The sequence below is a fragment of the Glutamicibacter sp. MNS18 genome (genome assembly GCF_026107515.2).
Classification (GTDB): domain Bacteria; phylum Actinomycetota; class Actinomycetes; order Actinomycetales; family Micrococcaceae; genus Glutamicibacter.
In genome coordinates, this window is sequence record NZ_JAPCHW010000005.1 from 180803 (window position 1) to 195835 (window position 15033).

A 15033-nucleotide genomic window follows, 5' to 3' on the forward strand; every position below is an offset into this window, starting at 1 on the left:
GGGCCGGACGCACCGATGGCCCGGAACCGGGAGGGTTCCGGGCCACCGGCGCATAGCCCTAGAGCTTTTCGCGACGGGCCAGACGGGTGAAGGTCTTGACCAGCATCAACACCAGCAGGATGATGCCCACATAGCCGTTGATCACGTAGACGAAGTTGACCATCTGGGAGAACGGGATCAGCAAGCCGATCACGGTCCCCAGGACGGCCAGCCCGATGGTCAGGTACTTGAAGCGCGGGGTCTTGTCCGGGAAGAAGCGCGAGGACACGGTCCACAACAGCGGCACTGCGGTGGTGTAGATACCGGCTACGATCATGACCGAGATGCCAGAGGCTACCACTGGTCCGATATCCGAGGCCAGGATCAGCATCGGGATCTCGGCACCGGCCACACGTTCCACATTGGCCAGCAGGCCAAGCCCGATGACGATGCACGCCACCGAGAAGGCCACCGCGCCCAGGGTGCCGCCGGAGGCGGCTTCGCGCTTGCTGCGGGCGGTCTTGCCTAGCGCGGTGAGGAAGGCGGCCAACCAGAGCATGCAGAATCCGACGTAGGACAGGCCCGCCAAGAACCAGTTGCTCGAGGCGCGCGTCAGATCCAACGAGGCCACCAAGTCATTGCCGGTGGAGATTCCGCCGGGATTGGACGCGATGCCCACGATCCCCAGGGTGATGGCCACGATGACGATCAACGGGCCGATCTTGCCAATCACATCCACCAGGCTCTTGAGCCCGAACCAGACGCTGATGCCCACGGCCACCGCCAGCCCGATGCCGCCGATGTGCTTCGAGACCCCATAGTGCTCCTCGAAGACCGCTCCGGCCCCGGCCACCATCACGGTGAAGCTGAGGAATACGAACAGGATCGAGAAGTAGTCGAAGAAGGTCCCCAGGTACTTGCCGCAGTAGTAGTGGAAGATCCGTGAGGGTTTGTCGAACTTCTTGGCGTTGCCGACAACGAAGAACTCGACGGCGACATAGCTCATCAGGACCAGGACCAACGCTCCGGTCCCGAAGACACCCCAGTAGCCGTAGGACGTGAAGTACTGCATGATTTCCTGGCCGGTCGCGAAGCCGGAGCCGATCAGGAAGGCGATGATCGCCCCTGCGTAGGTCAACACGCGCAGGTAATTGGTTTTTTCCACCGTGGCCAGATGCGCCTTGGTGGGTAATTTTTCCGCCATATTCTCGTGTGATTCCTTAAATTCCAGTCCTTCCGAACTGATAGCTGATTAATGCACGATTGATATATCAGTAACGAGCATCACACTATTCGTAGATTGTGATGTAGTCAACAGTTTGTCCGAAAACAATGCTTGATGACCGGTTCCCGATGACGTCATGGGGCGTCCCGGCAGGCGGAACGCCGGTGGCACGGTACCGCTCCGGTGGGTAAGGATGAGGGGAGAAACCCGCTATCCAGGCAAGAGGAGAACGACTTGGCTACCTTGACCCCGCAGGCCACGGCACTACTGGTGGTTCATCTGCAACATGACATCGTTTCACCGCATACGGCGTTCGGTGCCCTGTTCAATCCGCAGGCGGTTGAACGCCAAGTGGTGTCCCGCTGTGCCCAGGCGATGAGTCTGGTCAGGAGCGCCGGAGGACTCGTGGTGCCCTTGAGAATCGTGTTCAAGGACGACTATTCGGACTTGGACCCGTCGTTGCCATTGCTGCAGATGGTGGAGCAGGCCGGGTGCCTGAAGGAATCGGATCCCGGTTCACAGATCGTTGCGGAGGCAGGCGTGGACGAGCGCGACCTGGTTGTCACTCACCAGCGTCCCGGTCCGTTTAGCGGCACGGACCTGCATCAGCAGTTGCAGGACCGGGGTATCCGGAATGTGGTCGTGTGCGGAGTGGCCACCAACGCCTCGGTGGAGGGAGCGGTCCGCCAAGCTGCCGATCTTGGATACGACACCTTTGTCCTGGCCGATGCGTCATCAGCGGCGGCCCCGGCCGCCCACGAGGCCTCATTGGAATCCATGGGACTCTTCGCCCGGCAACTGAGCGTGGCCCAGCTGGGCGAGGCCATCACACCATCCGACGCCTCACCTTGATCAGTGCCCCGCCCCGCCGAATCGCGCGAATGATCCCAAGAGGGCAAGATGGTGTGCATGGAGAATACTTCGGCACATCCCTGGACCGTGAACTACCAGCCAGGCGTCCCTGAGACCATTGAACTGCCTACCGAGTCGCTCAGCCATATGTTCGAGCGTTCGGTGGCCCAAGCCGGAGACAGTCCCGCCACCGAATTCTTCGGCCGTCAGCTCAGCTACGCCGAGATCGGTGAACAGGTGGAACGGGCCGCCGAGGGCTTGCGTCGGCTGGGGGTGAAGCCCGGGGATCGGGTCGCACTGGTCCTGCCAAACTGTCCGCAGCATGTGGTGGCCTTCTATGCGGTGTTGCGGCTGGGGGCCGTCGTCGTGGAGCACAATCCGCTGTACACCTCCCGCGAACTACGCCACCAGTTTGAGGACCACATGGCCCGTGTGGTCATCGCCTGGGACAAGGTAGTTCCCGCGCTGCAGGAATTCCCGAACGACATTGCGCTGGATACCATCGTGGCAGTGAATCTGCTGGAGGCCTTCCCGGCGATCAAGCGCATGGCGCTGAATCTGCCGCTGAAGAAGCTGCGGGAAACCAAGGCCTCGCTGACCGCTGCAACCAGCGGCACCATGGCCTGGAAGCAGCTGCTGAAGGCCGAACGTCTGAATCCGGAGCATCCCAAGCCCCAGGTGAAGGACCTGGCGGTGATCCAGTACACCTCGGGCACCACCGGCCATCCCAAGGGGGCCATGCTTAGCCACTTCAACCTCTACGCCAATGCCCTGCAGGGTGAAGCCTGGATGGAGGGGGCCGAGGAACGCAAGGAAATCCTGTACGCGATCCTGCCCATGTTCCACGCCTTCGGCATGACGTTGTATCTGACCTTCGGTATCAAGAAGCAGGGGCTGCTGGTGCTCTTTCCGAAGTTCGATCCGCAGCTGGTGCTCGAGGCGTGGAAGAAGTCCCCGGCCAGCGTGTACTGCGCCGTCCCGCCGATCTATGAGCGCACCGCGATGGCGGCCAGGGAACAGGGGATTTCCCTGAAGTCCGCGAAGTTTTGCATCTCCGGGGCCATGAACCTGCCCGACCACGTGGTGGAGTTGTGGGAGTCCCTCTCCGGTGGACTGCTGGTGGAGGGGTACGGGATGACCGAGTCCTCCCCGGTGGCCTTGGGAAATCCCTTCCACCCCTCACGGCGCAACGGCACCATCGGGATCCCGTTCCCCTCGACCCTGATGAAGGTTGTGGATCTGGATGATCCGGGCAGGGAAGTCGCCCCAGGCGAATCCGGCGAACTGCTGATCTCCGGCCCGCAGGTCTTCGAGGGCTACTGGAACAACCCGGAGGAAACGGCCAAGACGCTCACCGCCGACGGCTGGCTGCGCACCGGGGATGTGGTCACCGTGGACGAGGCGGGTTTCTCGACCATCGTGGACCGGGCCAAAGAGCTGATCATTACCGGCGGCTTCAATGTCGCGCCCAGCGAGGTGGAAATGGCGCTGCGTTCCCATCCGGATGTTCTTGATGCCGCGGTCTTCGGCAAGCCGCTGGAGCGCGGCGGCGAAATGGTGGTGGCCGCGGTGCAACTGGACGACGGGGCCACCCTGGACGAAGAAGCCTTGCGCGAGCATTGCCGTGGATTGCTGGCCGCCTACAAGGTTCCCAAGCGCATCGTGGCCATCGAGGATATGCCGCGCTCCCTGCTGGGCAAGATCCTGCGCAAACAGGTTCGTGAGCAGCTGACCGAGCAGGTCTGAGATGGCTGCAGTCACCAGCAGGACCGGGATCCTGGTTCCGCCTACGGTGACCGACCTGGCCGATTTCGCCGCCCGCCTCGATGACCAGCTGCTGTGGGTCGAGCAGGATCCGGCCGGTGCAGCCAGGTGCTACCGGTCCCGGCTGCAGAGCAATCCCTATGGCGGGGACGGGCTGGTGCAGCTACGGTACGGGCACCAGCCGCTGATCGCCCCTGACCTCTGGGATAACGTGGACGGGATCTGGGAGGAGCTGATAGGGGTTGTCGAGGAGTACCTCGACACCGGTACCGGTCAGCGGCTGTATCCGGGGCAACCGGTGCCCATCAGGCTGGTTCGGAAGGGGCGCTCAACCACTTTCCAGGTCGGGAACTCAGTGCACCGGGTGGATCCACGGGATTTCCTGCCGGGCCTGCTTGAGTCGGCAAGAGACCACTTTCGCTGGCTGAATGATCAGGTGGGCCTGTCCGACGGTGGGGCGGGCCAACGGATCGCCGATCTGCAGGGCACTCTGCCGCGTCGTTGAGCCGGTCCGATCTTTCGGGCCAAGCGATCGATCACCACCTCCCAGTGCATCCGTGGCCGAAGGCTCCGAACTGGAGGACTGGCATGCCCTGGCCGGTACCGCCCCGGTTCCGGAAGGGGTGGACTACCTGAAGCTGCCAGCCGGGCTGCAGGTGGTTCCCGAGACCACGCGAACCGCGGGACGTGGCGAGCCCTGGATCCCGGTTGAACGCGTGGGAACCGAATAGCGCCTGTCCTGCGGCTCGACGGCTTGAGCCCATCGGGGTCATGCTCAGCGAAACCGTGGCAGCGCAGTGAGCAACCGCCGGGTGTACTGGTGCTGCGGGTCGCCGAAGACCTTGGCGGTGGGCCCGGTCTCCACGAACCGGCCCCGGTGCATCACCGCGACGGTATCGCTCATGTGCTCGATGACCGACAGGTCATGGCTGATGAACAGGTAGCTGGTCCCGGTCTCCAGCTGGATCCGGTCCAGCAGATCCAGGATCGTGGCCTGGATCGAAACATCCAACGCAGACACCGGTTCGTCCAGGACCAGCACCGCCGGCTGCGGTGCCAGGGCCCGGGCAATCGCCAGCCGTTGCCGCTGCCCGCCGGAGAGCTGGGACGGGTACTGGTCGATGAGCCCGGGATCCAGTTCCACCTGCTCCAGCAGCCCGCTGACCTGTGCACGGTAGCCGGCCACCCGGCGGGTCCTGCCCCTGCTCAGGGCGTCGGCCAGCAGGGCGCCGGCGGTGTAGCGCGGATCAAAGGATCCCAACGGGTTCTGGTAGATGGCACCCAGGCCCTGGCGTAGGGCCCGTCTGGCGGACTCGCGACGTGGGGCGAAATGTTCCCCGAGCAGGCTCACGCTGCCGCTATCCGGGCGTTGCAGCCCCAGCACCAGCCGGGCCGTCGTGGTTTTCCCGCTCCCGGATTCACCCACGATTCCCAGGGTCTGGCCGCGCGGCACGTCGAAGCTGACCGAGTCCACCGCCTGGTGCCCGGAGAACGACTTGCCCAGGTTCGTGGCCACCAGTGCCGGTGTCCCGGATGGCTCGGCCCGTTCGACAGGCAGATGCCGTTCGGTCACCGACAACGGCGTGAAGCGGGGCACCCCGGAGGGAACGGCCCGCAGCAGGGTGCGGGTGTATTCGTGTTGCGGATCCGAGAGGACCCGGGCCGCCGGTCCGGTTTCGACGATGCGTCCGGCACGCATCACCGCGATCCGGTCAGCCAGTTGGGCCACCTGCGCCAGGTCGTGGCTGATCATCAGCACCGCCCGCCCCGACTCCTTGATCGCGCGCAACTGCTCCAGCACCAGTGCGGTCAGCTGCGCATCAAGTGCGGTGGTCGCCTCGTCGGCAATGACCACCAGCGGGTCGTTGACCAGCGCCTGGGCGATCAGTGCGCGCTGGCGCATGCCGCCGGAGAGCTCCGGGCTGCGCTGTTTGGCCCGCCGGGCCGGATCATCCATACCCACTTCGCCCAGTATGGCCTCCGCCCGCCGCCGGCGTTCGGCCCGGGAGCGCAGATGCGGCAGGGCATCGGTGATCTCGCGTCCCACCGGGCGCAACGGATCCAGCGACATCAGCGCATCCTGCAACACCATGGCCACCTGCCGGCCACGGATCGCCCGCCACTGGCGGTCGCTGAGCTTCCTGCCATCGGACCCCAGCACCGATAGCCGCTTGGCCGCCACGCTGCCGCCGCTGAGTCCCAGCAGGCTGCGGGCGGTTACCGACTTGCCGGACCCGGATTCGCCGACCAGGGCCAGGCATTGCCCGGCATGCAGCTCAAAGGACACCCCCTGCACCACGGTGTCGGAAGCGAAACCGATCGACAGGTCTTGCACACTGATCAAGGCACTCATGCGGCATTCACCTTCCCGCCCAGGGCACGCCCGATCATCGTCGCCCCGGCCGCGACCACGACGATCGCCAGGCCCGGGAACAGGCTCATCCACCAGGCCAGATGCAGGTAGGTGCGCCCCGCGGCCAGCATGGCTCCCCACTCCGGGGCCGGTGGCGGGGTGCCCAACCCCAGGAAGGACAGCGCCGAGGCCCAGATGACTGCCTGGCCCACACCCAGGGTGATCAGCGCCAGCAAGGGTCGCAGGGCATTGGGCACCAGATGGTTGCGTACCCGCAGCAGGGTACCGCGCCCGAGCACCGTGGCGGCCTGGAGCATTTCGGAGTGCCTCAGGGTACGGATCTGGCTACGCACCAGACGCGCGTAGCCGGGGGCGGTGGACAGGCCCACTGCCACAATGGCCGGTCCCACCCCGGGACCGGTGAAGGCGATGATCAGCAGGGCCATCAACAACGAGGGGATAGCGTAGAGGGCCTCAAGCAGGCGCAGGATCCCCGCGTCCAGCCAGCGCGGGGACAACGCTGCGGCGGTGCCCAGCACGATGGCAACACCCATGCCCAGGGCAGTGGCGGCGATGCCGATGACCAGCGAATCCCGCGCCCCGTGCACCACCCGGGTCAACACGTCGCGACCGGACTCGTCGGTACCCATCGGATGCGCCGGGCTGGGGGACTGGAAGGCCTCGGCCGGATCGATGGCCAACGGATCGCCCGGGGCCAACCACCCGGGGACCAGCGCGACAAGCAGTAACAGCAGCACAAAGAGCGTGCTGCCGATCCTGGCCCAGCGGCTCATGAATCGACTCCTGCCGGATGAAGGGCCCGTTCGATGCCCTCGGTCAGGGCCATCACCACCATGTAGATGGCGGCGGAGAACAGGGCGATGCCGGTGACCATGGGGATGTCGCGGGAGAGCACCGCTGAAAGCAGGGCGCGGCCCAGGCCCGGTCGGGCGAAGACCGCCTCGACCACCACGGCCCCGGAGAGCAGCGAGGAAAAGGCCCAGCCGGTCATGCCCAACGCCGGTAGCGCCGCATGGCGCAACCCGTGGCGCCAGAAGACCTGCAACCGGCTGTCCCCGCGGGCGCGGGCGGCCAGGGAAAACGGGCTGGCCAGCGCGGTGGACAGCGAATCACGCATCAGCTGGGTGAGGAATCCGGCCAACGGCAGGGCCAGGGTCAGCACCGGCAGCACCAGCCCCGCGCCGGTGCCGTTGTCCACCGCGGGCAGCCAGCCCAGGGTGGAGGAGAAGACCATGATCAGCACCGCGCCGAGCCAGAAGTGCGGGACGGCGGCGGCGATGATCTCCACCGCGTTGCCCAGCACCGCGCCCACCCGGGTGGCGCGCAGGGACGCGGCGGCAAACACCAGGGCCAGCACCCAGGCCAGGAGCAGGGCCAGCAGGGAGAGCACGATGGTTTGCGGCAGCACCTGTCCCATGATGCCCAGCACCGGGTCACGCAGGGCGTAGGAGGTGCCGAAATCCAGGCGGAGCAGCTTGCCCAGGAACATCAGGTACTGCACCCGTAGCGGTTCGTCGAGCCCGTAGTCGGCGCGGGCCGCGGCCAGCGCCTCGGCCGAGGCCTGGGAACCGGGCCCACCCATGATGGCTTCGGCCGGGTCGCCGGGAATCAGCCGGACACCGATGAAGATCGCCGTGGCCACCAGCCACAACACCACCAGCGCACCGCCTACCCGGCCCGCGGCCCAGCGAAGCGTTCCCATCAGCTCACGGTTCTCAGTTCGTCAGGAACACGTCGTAGTAGATCGGCGAGGACACCGCGGTGGTGGCCCCCATGCCGGCGACATCCTTGCCGTACAGGAAGTGGTTCTGCTGGTCGTAGAGCGGCAGCACATAGTGGCCCTCCAGCACGATCCGCTGGGCCTGGGCGTAGAGCTGCTCGCGCTCGGCGGCGTCATTGGTCTGCCCGGCGCGGGTCAGCAGGTCATCGAGCTCATCGTCGGTGACCTGCGCATTGTTCGCAAAGTACCCGGATGGGGCCGGGGTGGTGGAGTCCGAATGGAAGATCACCTGCAGCACGCTGGGGCCGACCTTGGTGTACGGGGCGGAGACCATGTTGTACTTGTGTTCGGCCAGGGCACCGTACCAGCTGGACAGGTCCAGCAGCTGGATCCTGACCTCGAATCCGGCTTCCTTCGCGGAGGCCTGGATCTGCTCGAAGAGGGACTGCTCGGCCGGGACCGACTGGTTGGTGGAGACCGGGAAATCCAGGCTCAGGCGTTGCCCGTCCTTCACCCGGTAGCCCTCGGCGTCCCGTTCGCCCCATCCGGCGTCATCAAGCAACTGCGCGGCCTTGGCCGCATCCGGGCTGAAGAGCTGCTCCTGGGCGATTCCCAGCGGTTCCACCGAGGAGAGCAACGAGTAGCTGCGCGGGGCGGTGCCGAAGAACAACGAGTCGATGCCGGCGTTCACATCCAGCGAGCGGATGAAGGCCTCGCGTACGGCGGCATCGTCGAAGGGCGCCTTGGAACTGTTCAGTTCGATGCGGTTGGATGCCCCAGGACGTGGGGCATCCAGGTGGCCCAGCCCGGCGCCCTCGGCCGAGGCGATGGTGTCCGGCTGGGCGTTGTCGATTACGTGCACCTCGCCGGATTGCAGGGCCGCATAGCGGGTGGCCGCCTCGGGGATGAAACGCCAGGTGATGCCATCCAGGTACGCGGTGTCGCGTTCGCGGCCCGCATCCTGGGCCGGCAGGACATAGTCCTCGTAGCGCACCAGGTTCACGGCCTGCTGGTGTTGCCAGGACTCGACCTTGAACGGGCCGGTGCCCACCGGCGCCTCGCAGTTCACGGCCTGCCCGCGCTTGAGGGCATCCGGGGACTGGATCGCCGACCAGGGCATGGACAGGGACTCGAGCAGGGCGTTGTCCGGGGCCGAGAGCTGCAGCTCGGCAGTCAACTCATCGACCGGTTCGACCTGAAGGACCTTGCCCACCGCCAGGTAGCCGGTGGAGGACTTCGTATCCGGGTTCTGCAGGTGTTCGATATTCGCCTTGATCGCCTCGGACGTCAGCTTGCTGCCGTCGTGGAAGGTGATCCCGTCGCGCAGGGTAATGGTGCGGGTCAGCCCGTCCTCGGACAGCTCGGTGGACTCGGCCAGCCAAGGGACGATCTGCCCGGCGGCGTCCTTGGTGAACAGCGATTCCAGGTATTGCGAGGCCACCAGGGCCTGCGGGTAGTTGCCGCCCACATGCGGATCCAGGCAGGTCGGTTCGGCATCCCCGGAGGCGTAGACCAGGGTGCCACCGATCACCGGGGCGGTGTCCTGGGCCTGCTCCCCGGGAGCGGAGGCGGAGCAGCCGGCCAACAGGGCAGCGGCCAGCGGGAGGGCGACGGTGCCGGTGACCAGGCGTCGTGTACGGATAGTACGTTGCAAAACTTACCTCGCGGGAAAAGAGTGATGTTCGTTCTCTGTTCCAACAATAGCCACCTTAAAGGAGCCAGGGCGGGTCGGGTATGCCAGATCACATTCCCGCCCGCCCGTGCGCTTGCCGGTTACTTCTCGCTGGCCACCGTCAGGCGGCGGTTCTCATGGGCTGGGGTTTCCAGCTCATCGAGGATGGCCACCGCGAAATCCTGGGTGGAGACGAACTCGCCGGCCGGCGAATCGGTGCCCAGGGTGTAGCTGCCGGTGCGACGGCCCGGGGCGATGACCGGTGCCGGGGCGGCCACGGTCCAGGTGATGCCGGAAACCGAGGTGAACATGTCGTAGACCTCGGCGCAGGTGCTGGCCTCGGCTTTGTATTCCTCGGGGAAGCCCGGGGTGTCGACCAGGCGTACGCCGCCCACCTCGGTGGCGCCGGCGCCACCGACCACCAGCAGGCGGGCCGGGATCAGGGTCTCGGTGATCGCCTCGAAGGCATCCAGGTATTCCTGGTGGTCCCCGCCGGTGCGTGATGGCGGAACGGCGATGACCACCGCATCGTTGGCCGCGCCCAGTTCGCGGTAGGTGGCGGTGTCGCTGATATCCGCGGTGCGGGAGACGGTTCCTGCCACCTCGGTGCCGGAGCGGCTGACCGCGGTGACCTCGTGGCCGCGGCCCAGGGCCTCGGCGACCACCTGGCTACCGACGGCTCCGGTGGCTCCATATACTGCAATCTTCATGCTTGGTCCTTTCGGGACGGTCTGGTTTGTTCGAGAACATGGTATCTTTTTGATACTGGGAACTACAACGGAACTTGGTTACCTCATGGATAGCACGACGAACTTCAACGTCCTGGCCCACGACTGCCCCTCGCGTGCCATCATGCAACGACTGGGGGAGAAGTGGACGCCGCTGGTGCTGCTGCTCCTTGCCGACGGGCCATTGCGTTTCTCCATGTTACGACAGCGCATCTCCACGGTGACCCCCAAGGTGCTCACCCAGACCCTGCGCACCCTGGAACGCGACGGCCTGGTCAGCCGCAAGGTCACCGAACAGGTACCGATCCGGGTGGACTATGAACTGACCGAGCTGGGGGCCAGCCTGCTGACAGCGATGGATGCCATCCGGTTATGGTCCGAACAACACGCCGCCTCGGTGTTGGCCGCCCGGGAGGACTATGATTGGGGCTCGCTGGAGACCTGACTCAATGGCGGCCCAGCACCAGGACCAGGGCGCTGAGGCCCAGTGCCAGCATGGATCCGGTCATCACCAGCACCGCGACCGTGTCCGCATGGATGCGCCCGCCTTCCAGGCCCATGGCCATGCGGTGGTAGCGGCGACGCTGGGACAGGAAGATCCCCGTGGCCAGCAGCATGCAAATCGCGATCAACCCCACGATGCCCCACCCGTAATGCGGTAGCCAGCGAAGGAAGACCGCCGAGACCACCAGGAAGGACACCAGCGTCCGGCCCCAGGCGAGCACGGTGCGTTCAGGCTGCAGGCCGGGGTCGGCATGTAGCGGCCCTCTCATGGTCCTTGGGTGGTGAGCAGGACCATGAGAACCGCGGCGATGGCCGCGGCGACCGCACCGAAACCGAGCAGGGGCACGATCGCGGGGATCGGCAAGGGGTTTCCGGTGCGCATGCTGCGCTCCACCCGGATCCAGCGGAACCCGGCCCCGGCAGCGATCAGCAGCCCGATCCCGATGACCAATACCGCCAGGACGGTGCGCAGCGGGGAGGCGAAGGCCTGCGCGGTGAATGCCTCCAGTGCGATGCCGCCGGCCAGGAACGCCAGCGAGGTGCGGATCCAGGCCAGGAAGGTGCGCTCATTGGCCAGTGTGAACCGCGGGTCGGGTTCCACCCCGTCGGGTAGCACCCATCGCGCCAACCGGCTGCGTTCGGTCATGCTGCTCCTCGAATGTCTATGTCTGGACGATACAGCCCCACCCTATATCGGGTGACAGGCCGCCCGGACGTTGGTTAAGCACCCTGCACGTGCCAGTGCTAACTGGTTCGCGGTAGTCCCGGAGTTCGTGAATGCAGTGACGTGGGTGCGATTCCGCACGCACTATGCTGACGACCTCGGCCCGGTTCACCGGGTCATGTGTCCGAACCCGATCATTTCCCACATGTATTCTTCGATGACCAGTGTTCTCGTCGCTGGTGGGACCGGGCCCATGGCATGGGGGCAGGTATCTGAAACTACTCGGGTTTCCAAGCATCTCGTTGTAGTGTGGATCACATATACTGGTGGTCGGGGAGGGGCCGGGCATGTTTGATCTAAACGAAGACCAACTGGCGCTGGTACAGACGGTTCGCGACTTCGCAGCGGATAGGATCGCGCCGCATGCGCTGGAGTGGGACCAGACCCAGCATTTCCCGATCGACGTGCTGGCCGAGGCCGGCGAGCTGGGGCTTGGCGGGATTTATGCCAGCGAGGACTACGGCGGATCCGGCTTGAGCCGCAGCGACGCGGTGCTGATCTTCGAGGAGCTGTCCAAGGCCTGTCCGACCATTGCCGCGTACATCTCCATCCACAACATGGTGGTGTGGATGATCGACCACTACGGCACCGACGAGCAACGCGAAGCCTGGCTGCCCGAGATGGCCACCATGGCGCATCTGGGTGCCTACTGCCTGACCGAACCCGGGGTAGGGTCCGATGCAGCGGCGCTGACCACCCGCGCGGTCCGTGAGGGCGAAAACTATGTGCTCAACGGTGTCAAGCAGTTCATCTCCGGTGCCGGAGCGGCCGCCCTCTACCTGGTGATGGCCCGAACTGCCGACACCGGGGCCTCCGGGGTCAGCGCATTCCTGGTGCCTGCCAAGTCGGAGGGCTTGTCCTTCGGCGCCATTGAAAAGAAGATGGGCTGGAAGGCGCAGCCCACCCGCCAGGTCATCATGCAGGATGTGCGGGTCCCGGCCACGAATCTGCTCGGCGCCGAGGGAGACGGGTTTTCCATTGCGATGAAGGGGCTGAACGGCGGGCGGCTGAACATCGCGGCCTGCTCGTTGGGCGGGGGACAGCTGGCCTTGGAGAAGTCCGTGGCGTACCTGAAGGAGCGCGAGGCCTTCGGCGGCCCGTTGACCCGACAGGAGGCCCTGGTGTTCAAACTGGCCGACATGGACATGGAGTTGGAAGCGGCCCGGACCCTGCTGCGCCGTGCGGCAGCCGCCTTGGATGTCAAGTCGGACGATGCGGTGCGCCTATGCGCCATGGCCAAGAAGGTGGCCACCGATGCCGGCTTCAATGCCGCCAACAGTGCGATCCAGTTGCATGGCGGCTACGGGTACCTGAGCGAGTACGGGCTGGAGAAGATCGTCCGGGACCTGCGGGTACACCAGATCCTGGAAGGCACCAACGAGATCATGCAGTTGATCGTCGGGCGCGGACTGGTTGATTCCTGAGCGAGGTCACCTGCCCTACAGCCGGGGGAGCATCTCGTCGAGATGGCGCTGCCCCGGATCGATATGCAGCATCACATGGTCGATTCCCGGAACGTGTGCCTCACGCAAGTAGCGTTCCTGCCCTGGGCGCCGGCGTGCAGGTCCAGCCGAAGTTCCCTCGAGGCCGCCATCGGGTCGGGGTCCAGGGCCAGCTGCATGGGGTGGATAAGTAGCGGCACGTCCGACTCCAGTCCAATGCCTTTCGCCAGAGCCCGAAGCGGTCACGCTGGATGTGCGTGGGTCGACACTAGGTCGCCCCGCCTTCGGTATGACGGGCGATCCATTGCAGGGTCTGCCCGGTGGAATAGCCGCCGGTGGGTTCGAGGAAAGGCTCATGCATCGATTCATCGGGCGAGAGAGCCGAACGCAGGCGTGGCCACCTGTCACGGAAGAGGGGTGCACTGTGGGTGTGCTCTTGCCGGAAGGAGGCGAACTCCTCCTTCCGGTCCCCAGCCCGAGGGCAAAAATGCCACCCTGAGCCTAACCAGGCCCAGGGTGGCATTGGCCAGGTGGATGGGGTGACGCAGGAGCAGTACCGCGGCGGCGGTTCCCACGGTGATCGGCCAGCTGGCCGGGAGCGGCTGGCTCGGGCGTCATCAGGCTGACGGTGACGCGGCCCGCAGCATGCAACCGCTCCATCGTCGGATGTTTCGGCCGGTTCACGACGTGCGTTGACCCGACGTGGGAGACGAGGGCAGCAAGGGCCGGACCGGAACGATCTCGGCTCGCTGGCCCAGAACCTCAGCCAGGCTCGAGTGCCGCACGACTGCCTGCAAGGTGGCCCGTGTGGGGGACATCAACCGGACCTTGCCGGCATCGCAGGCCCGGAACAGCTCCTCGGGGCGGATCCATTGCGAATCGGTGGCCTCGGTGGTCTGGTGACGTGGCTGCTGGTCGGGTTCGAGCGCGGCGACATAGAAGAACGTGTCGAAACGCTTGGGATTTCCGACCGGGGTGACCCAGTTGGCCCACGGATGGAGTTGCGAGGTGCGCAGCTCGGCCCCGGTTTCCTCCCGGACTTCCCGTCGGGCCGCCGCGGCCACCACGGCGGAGGCGAATCTCGCCTGCTCCGGTCCCAGATCCCCCAGCGAGGTGCGGGCCCAGCGGCGCGCATGTTCGGCGGCAACCGCATCGGGTACCTCGCCGGACGCCGCGGTGTCCTGCTGGTCAACCCGACCGCCGGGATACACGATTACACCGGCGGCAAAGTCCATGGTCATCGCCCGGTGCTGGATGAAGACCTCCAGTCCGCCCGTGGTTTCGCGCAGCAACAACACGCTGGCGGCGCGTTGAACCGTGACCGGCGGGTGGTGCGTGGGGCTGGAGTTGTCCATACCCACCAGTATGGCCGATCCCCAGGGTAAACCGGGCTGCGTAGCACCTATCGCGGTGATGGCCCGCATACGACGCCAGGCCCGGGTTGTTATGTGGTGGGGTGATTGCGAATCATCGAATAAACCAGGGGGCCATCGGGGATTCGGGTTTTCGAGGTGGTCTCGAATCCGTGGCGTTGATAGAGGCGCACATTCCGCTCATCGGAGGTCTCCAGGCCGATGACCGACGCGTTGCCTCCAAGCTGGCTCAGACCCTGTTTGATGATCGCGGAACCAAGGCCCTGGCCGGCAGCGCTAGGCCGGGTGCCCAGTGTCGCAAGGCTCCACGCATTGACGGGTTGGGGTGGAAGTTCGGCATCCATGAGTAGACCGAACCGGTCCCCATGCAATTCTGCGATGCGGTGTTGTGTCGCCTCGTTTGGCTCCGGGGCGGTATCCGGCAGGAAGGCGCCGACGCCTTGTATGTTGTCATCGACGAGCACGAGACCATGGGCCAGCGCGTGCTCCAGATAGATCCCCTGCAACTGCTCAAGCCGGGCACTGTAGCCATCGGCCGGAATGGCCCACCGTGTCCACGGGTATCGGTCAAACGCCAGGGCCAGGGTGTGCGCCGCACCAGCGAGATCGGCAGGCAGCGCGCGGCGGATGGTGTAAGGCATGCACACAATCCTACAGATCAACGGCGGGTGCCCAG

At 65.6% G+C, this 15033-nt stretch carries 16 protein-coding genes; 6 read left to right on the top strand and 10 right to left on the bottom strand.

Annotated elements, in window-relative coordinates; all coding sequences use genetic code 11:
* Positions 1 to 58: 58 nt before the first annotated feature.
* Positions 59 to 1183 carry a YkvI family membrane protein gene (locus OK351_RS08605; protein ID WP_265157922.1) on the bottom strand — a complete coding sequence of 375 codons (1125 nt, stop codon included), beginning with the start codon at positions 1181 to 1183 and terminating at the stop codon, positions 59 to 61.
* A 255-nt stretch (positions 1184 to 1438) separates the two neighbouring features.
* Between OK351_RS08605 and OK351_RS08610 the strand changes: the two genes are divergently transcribed.
* The 4 genes from OK351_RS08610 to OK351_RS08625 are packed head-to-tail and all read left to right on the top strand — an operon-like array spanning position 1439 to position 4551.
* Positions 1439 to 2056 carry a cysteine hydrolase family protein gene (locus OK351_RS08610; RefSeq protein ID WP_265157924.1) on the top strand — a complete coding sequence of 206 codons (618 nt, stop codon included), beginning with the start codon at positions 1439 to 1441 and terminating at the stop codon, positions 2054 to 2056.
* A gap of 57 nt (positions 2057 to 2113) precedes the next feature.
* Positions 2114 to 3802 carry a long-chain-fatty-acid--CoA ligase gene (locus OK351_RS08615; protein ID WP_265157926.1) on the top strand — a complete coding sequence of 563 codons (1689 nt, stop codon included), beginning with the start codon at positions 2114 to 2116 and terminating at the stop codon, positions 3800 to 3802.
* Position 3803: 1 nt separating this feature from the next.
* Positions 3804 to 4325 carry a hypothetical protein gene (locus OK351_RS08620; RefSeq protein ID WP_265157928.1) on the top strand — a complete coding sequence of 174 codons (522 nt, stop codon included), beginning with the start codon at positions 3804 to 3806 and terminating at the stop codon, positions 4323 to 4325.
* Between the two features lie 52 nt (positions 4326 to 4377).
* On the top strand, positions 4378 to 4551 hold the full coding sequence (locus OK351_RS08625) for a hypothetical protein (RefSeq protein ID WP_265157930.1): 174 nt from the start codon (positions 4378 to 4380) through the stop codon (positions 4549 to 4551).
* Positions 4552 to 4595: 44 nt separating this feature from the next.
* On the opposite strand, the gene OK351_RS08630 is transcribed toward OK351_RS08625, so the two are convergent.
* The 5 genes from OK351_RS08630 to OK351_RS08650 form a co-directional block, all read right to left on the bottom strand.
* On the bottom strand, positions 4596 to 6173 hold the full coding sequence (locus OK351_RS08630) for an ATP-binding cassette domain-containing protein (protein ID WP_265157932.1): 1578 nt from the start codon (positions 6171 to 6173) through the stop codon (positions 4596 to 4598).
* Positions 6170 to 6967 (bottom strand): ABC transporter permease, encoded by a 798-nt coding sequence (locus tag OK351_RS08635; RefSeq protein WP_265157934.1) that lies wholly within the window; start codon positions 6965 to 6967, stop codon positions 6170 to 6172. Before OK351_RS08635 ends, OK351_RS08630 begins: the two co-directional genes overlap by 4 nt.
* Positions 6964 to 7896, bottom strand: a complete 933-nt coding sequence (locus OK351_RS08640) for an ABC transporter permease (RefSeq protein ID WP_265157936.1) — start codon at positions 7894 to 7896, stop codon at positions 6964 to 6966. Before OK351_RS08640 ends, OK351_RS08635 begins: the two co-directional genes overlap by 4 nt.
* A 13-nt stretch (positions 7897 to 7909) precedes the next feature.
* Complete coding sequence (locus OK351_RS08645) at positions 7910 to 9568, bottom strand: ABC transporter substrate-binding protein (protein WP_265157938.1); 1659 nt, start codon at positions 9566 to 9568, stop codon at positions 7910 to 7912.
* Between the two features lie 119 nt (positions 9569 to 9687).
* The gene (locus tag OK351_RS08650; protein ID WP_265157940.1) at positions 9688 to 10296 is read right to left on the bottom strand and encodes an NAD(P)-dependent oxidoreductase; all 609 of its coding nucleotides are present in this window, start codon (positions 10294 to 10296) and stop codon (positions 9688 to 9690) included.
* Between the two features lie 85 nt (positions 10297 to 10381).
* On the opposite strand from OK351_RS08650, the gene OK351_RS08655 reads away from it, so the two are divergent.
* Positions 10382 to 10759: a winged helix-turn-helix transcriptional regulator gene (locus OK351_RS08655; protein WP_265157942.1), complete on the top strand. Its 378-nt coding sequence runs from the start codon at positions 10382 to 10384 to the stop codon at positions 10757 to 10759.
* A 1-nt stretch (position 10760) separates the two neighbouring features.
* Here the strand turns inward: OK351_RS08655 and OK351_RS08660 are convergent, their stop codons facing one another.
* Together OK351_RS08660 and OK351_RS08665 are read right to left on the bottom strand one after the other, a co-directional pair.
* Positions 10761 to 11087 (bottom strand): DUF202 domain-containing protein, encoded by a 327-nt coding sequence (locus OK351_RS08660; RefSeq protein ID WP_265157943.1) that lies wholly within the window; start codon positions 11085 to 11087, stop codon positions 10761 to 10763.
* Positions 11084 to 11464 carry a YidH family protein gene (locus OK351_RS08665; RefSeq protein ID WP_265157944.1) on the bottom strand — a complete coding sequence of 127 codons (381 nt, stop codon included), beginning with the start codon at positions 11462 to 11464 and terminating at the stop codon, positions 11084 to 11086. Before OK351_RS08665 ends, OK351_RS08660 begins: the two co-directional genes overlap by 4 nt.
* 365 nt (positions 11465 to 11829) lie before the next feature.
* Here OK351_RS08665 and OK351_RS08670 point away from each other — a divergent pair, with 365 nt between their 5' ends.
* The gene (locus tag OK351_RS08670; protein WP_265157945.1) at positions 11830 to 12966 is read left to right on the top strand and encodes an acyl-CoA dehydrogenase family protein; all 1137 of its coding nucleotides are present in this window, start codon (positions 11830 to 11832) and stop codon (positions 12964 to 12966) included.
* A 698-nt stretch (positions 12967 to 13664) separates the two neighbouring features.
* Here OK351_RS08670 and OK351_RS08675 read toward each other — a convergent pair.
* Positions 13665 to 14339: an NUDIX hydrolase gene (locus OK351_RS08675; protein ID WP_265157946.1), complete on the bottom strand. Its 675-nt coding sequence runs from the start codon at positions 14337 to 14339 to the stop codon at positions 13665 to 13667.
* A gap of 89 nt (positions 14340 to 14428) precedes the next feature.
* Positions 14429 to 14998, bottom strand: coding sequence for a GNAT family N-acetyltransferase (locus tag OK351_RS08680; protein WP_265157947.1), 570 nt, complete (start codon positions 14996 to 14998; stop codon positions 14429 to 14431).
* Positions 14999 to 15033 lie beyond the last annotated feature (35 nt).

Excerpts from the sequence above, each read along its gene's own strand:
- OK351_RS08605 (WP_265157922.1), bottom strand. The coding sequence starts at position 1,183 with ATGGCGGAAAAATTACCCACCAAGGCGCATCTGGCCACGGTGGAAAAA.
- OK351_RS08615 (WP_265157926.1), top strand. The coding sequence starts at position 2,114 with ATGGAGAATACTTCGGCACATCCCTGGACCGTGAACTACCAGCCAGGC.
- OK351_RS08620 (WP_265157928.1), top strand. The coding sequence starts at position 3,804 with ATGGCTGCAGTCACCAGCAGGACCGGGATCCTGGTTCCGCCTACGGTG.
- OK351_RS08630 (WP_265157932.1), bottom strand. The coding sequence starts at position 6,173 with ATGAGTGCCTTGATCAGTGTGCAAGACCTGTCGATCGGTTTCGCTTCC.
- OK351_RS08635 (WP_265157934.1), bottom strand. The coding sequence starts at position 6,967 with ATGAGCCGCTGGGCCAGGATCGGCAGCACGCTCTTTGTGCTGCTGTTA.
- OK351_RS08640 (WP_265157936.1), bottom strand. The coding sequence starts at position 7,896 with ATGGGAACGCTTCGCTGGGCCGCGGGCCGGGTAGGCGGTGCGCTGGTG.
- OK351_RS08650 (WP_265157940.1), bottom strand. The coding sequence starts at position 10,296 with ATGAAGATTGCAGTATATGGAGCCACCGGAGCCGTCGGTAGCCAGGTG.
- OK351_RS08655 (WP_265157942.1), top strand. The coding sequence starts at position 10,382 with ATGGATAGCACGACGAACTTCAACGTCCTGGCCCACGACTGCCCCTCG.
- OK351_RS08660 (WP_265157943.1), bottom strand. The coding sequence starts at position 11,087 with ATGAGAGGGCCGCTACATGCCGACCCCGGCCTGCAGCCTGAACGCACC.
- OK351_RS08665 (WP_265157944.1), bottom strand. The coding sequence starts at position 11,464 with ATGACCGAACGCAGCCGGTTGGCGCGATGGGTGCTACCCGACGGGGTG.
- OK351_RS08670 (WP_265157945.1), top strand. The coding sequence starts at position 11,830 with ATGTTTGATCTAAACGAAGACCAACTGGCGCTGGTACAGACGGTTCGC.
- OK351_RS08675 (WP_265157946.1), bottom strand. The coding sequence starts at position 14,339 with ATGGACAACTCCAGCCCCACGCACCACCCGCCGGTCACGGTTCAACGC.
- OK351_RS08680 (WP_265157947.1), bottom strand. The coding sequence starts at position 14,998 with ATGCCTTACACCATCCGCCGCGCGCTGCCTGCCGATCTCGCTGGTGCG.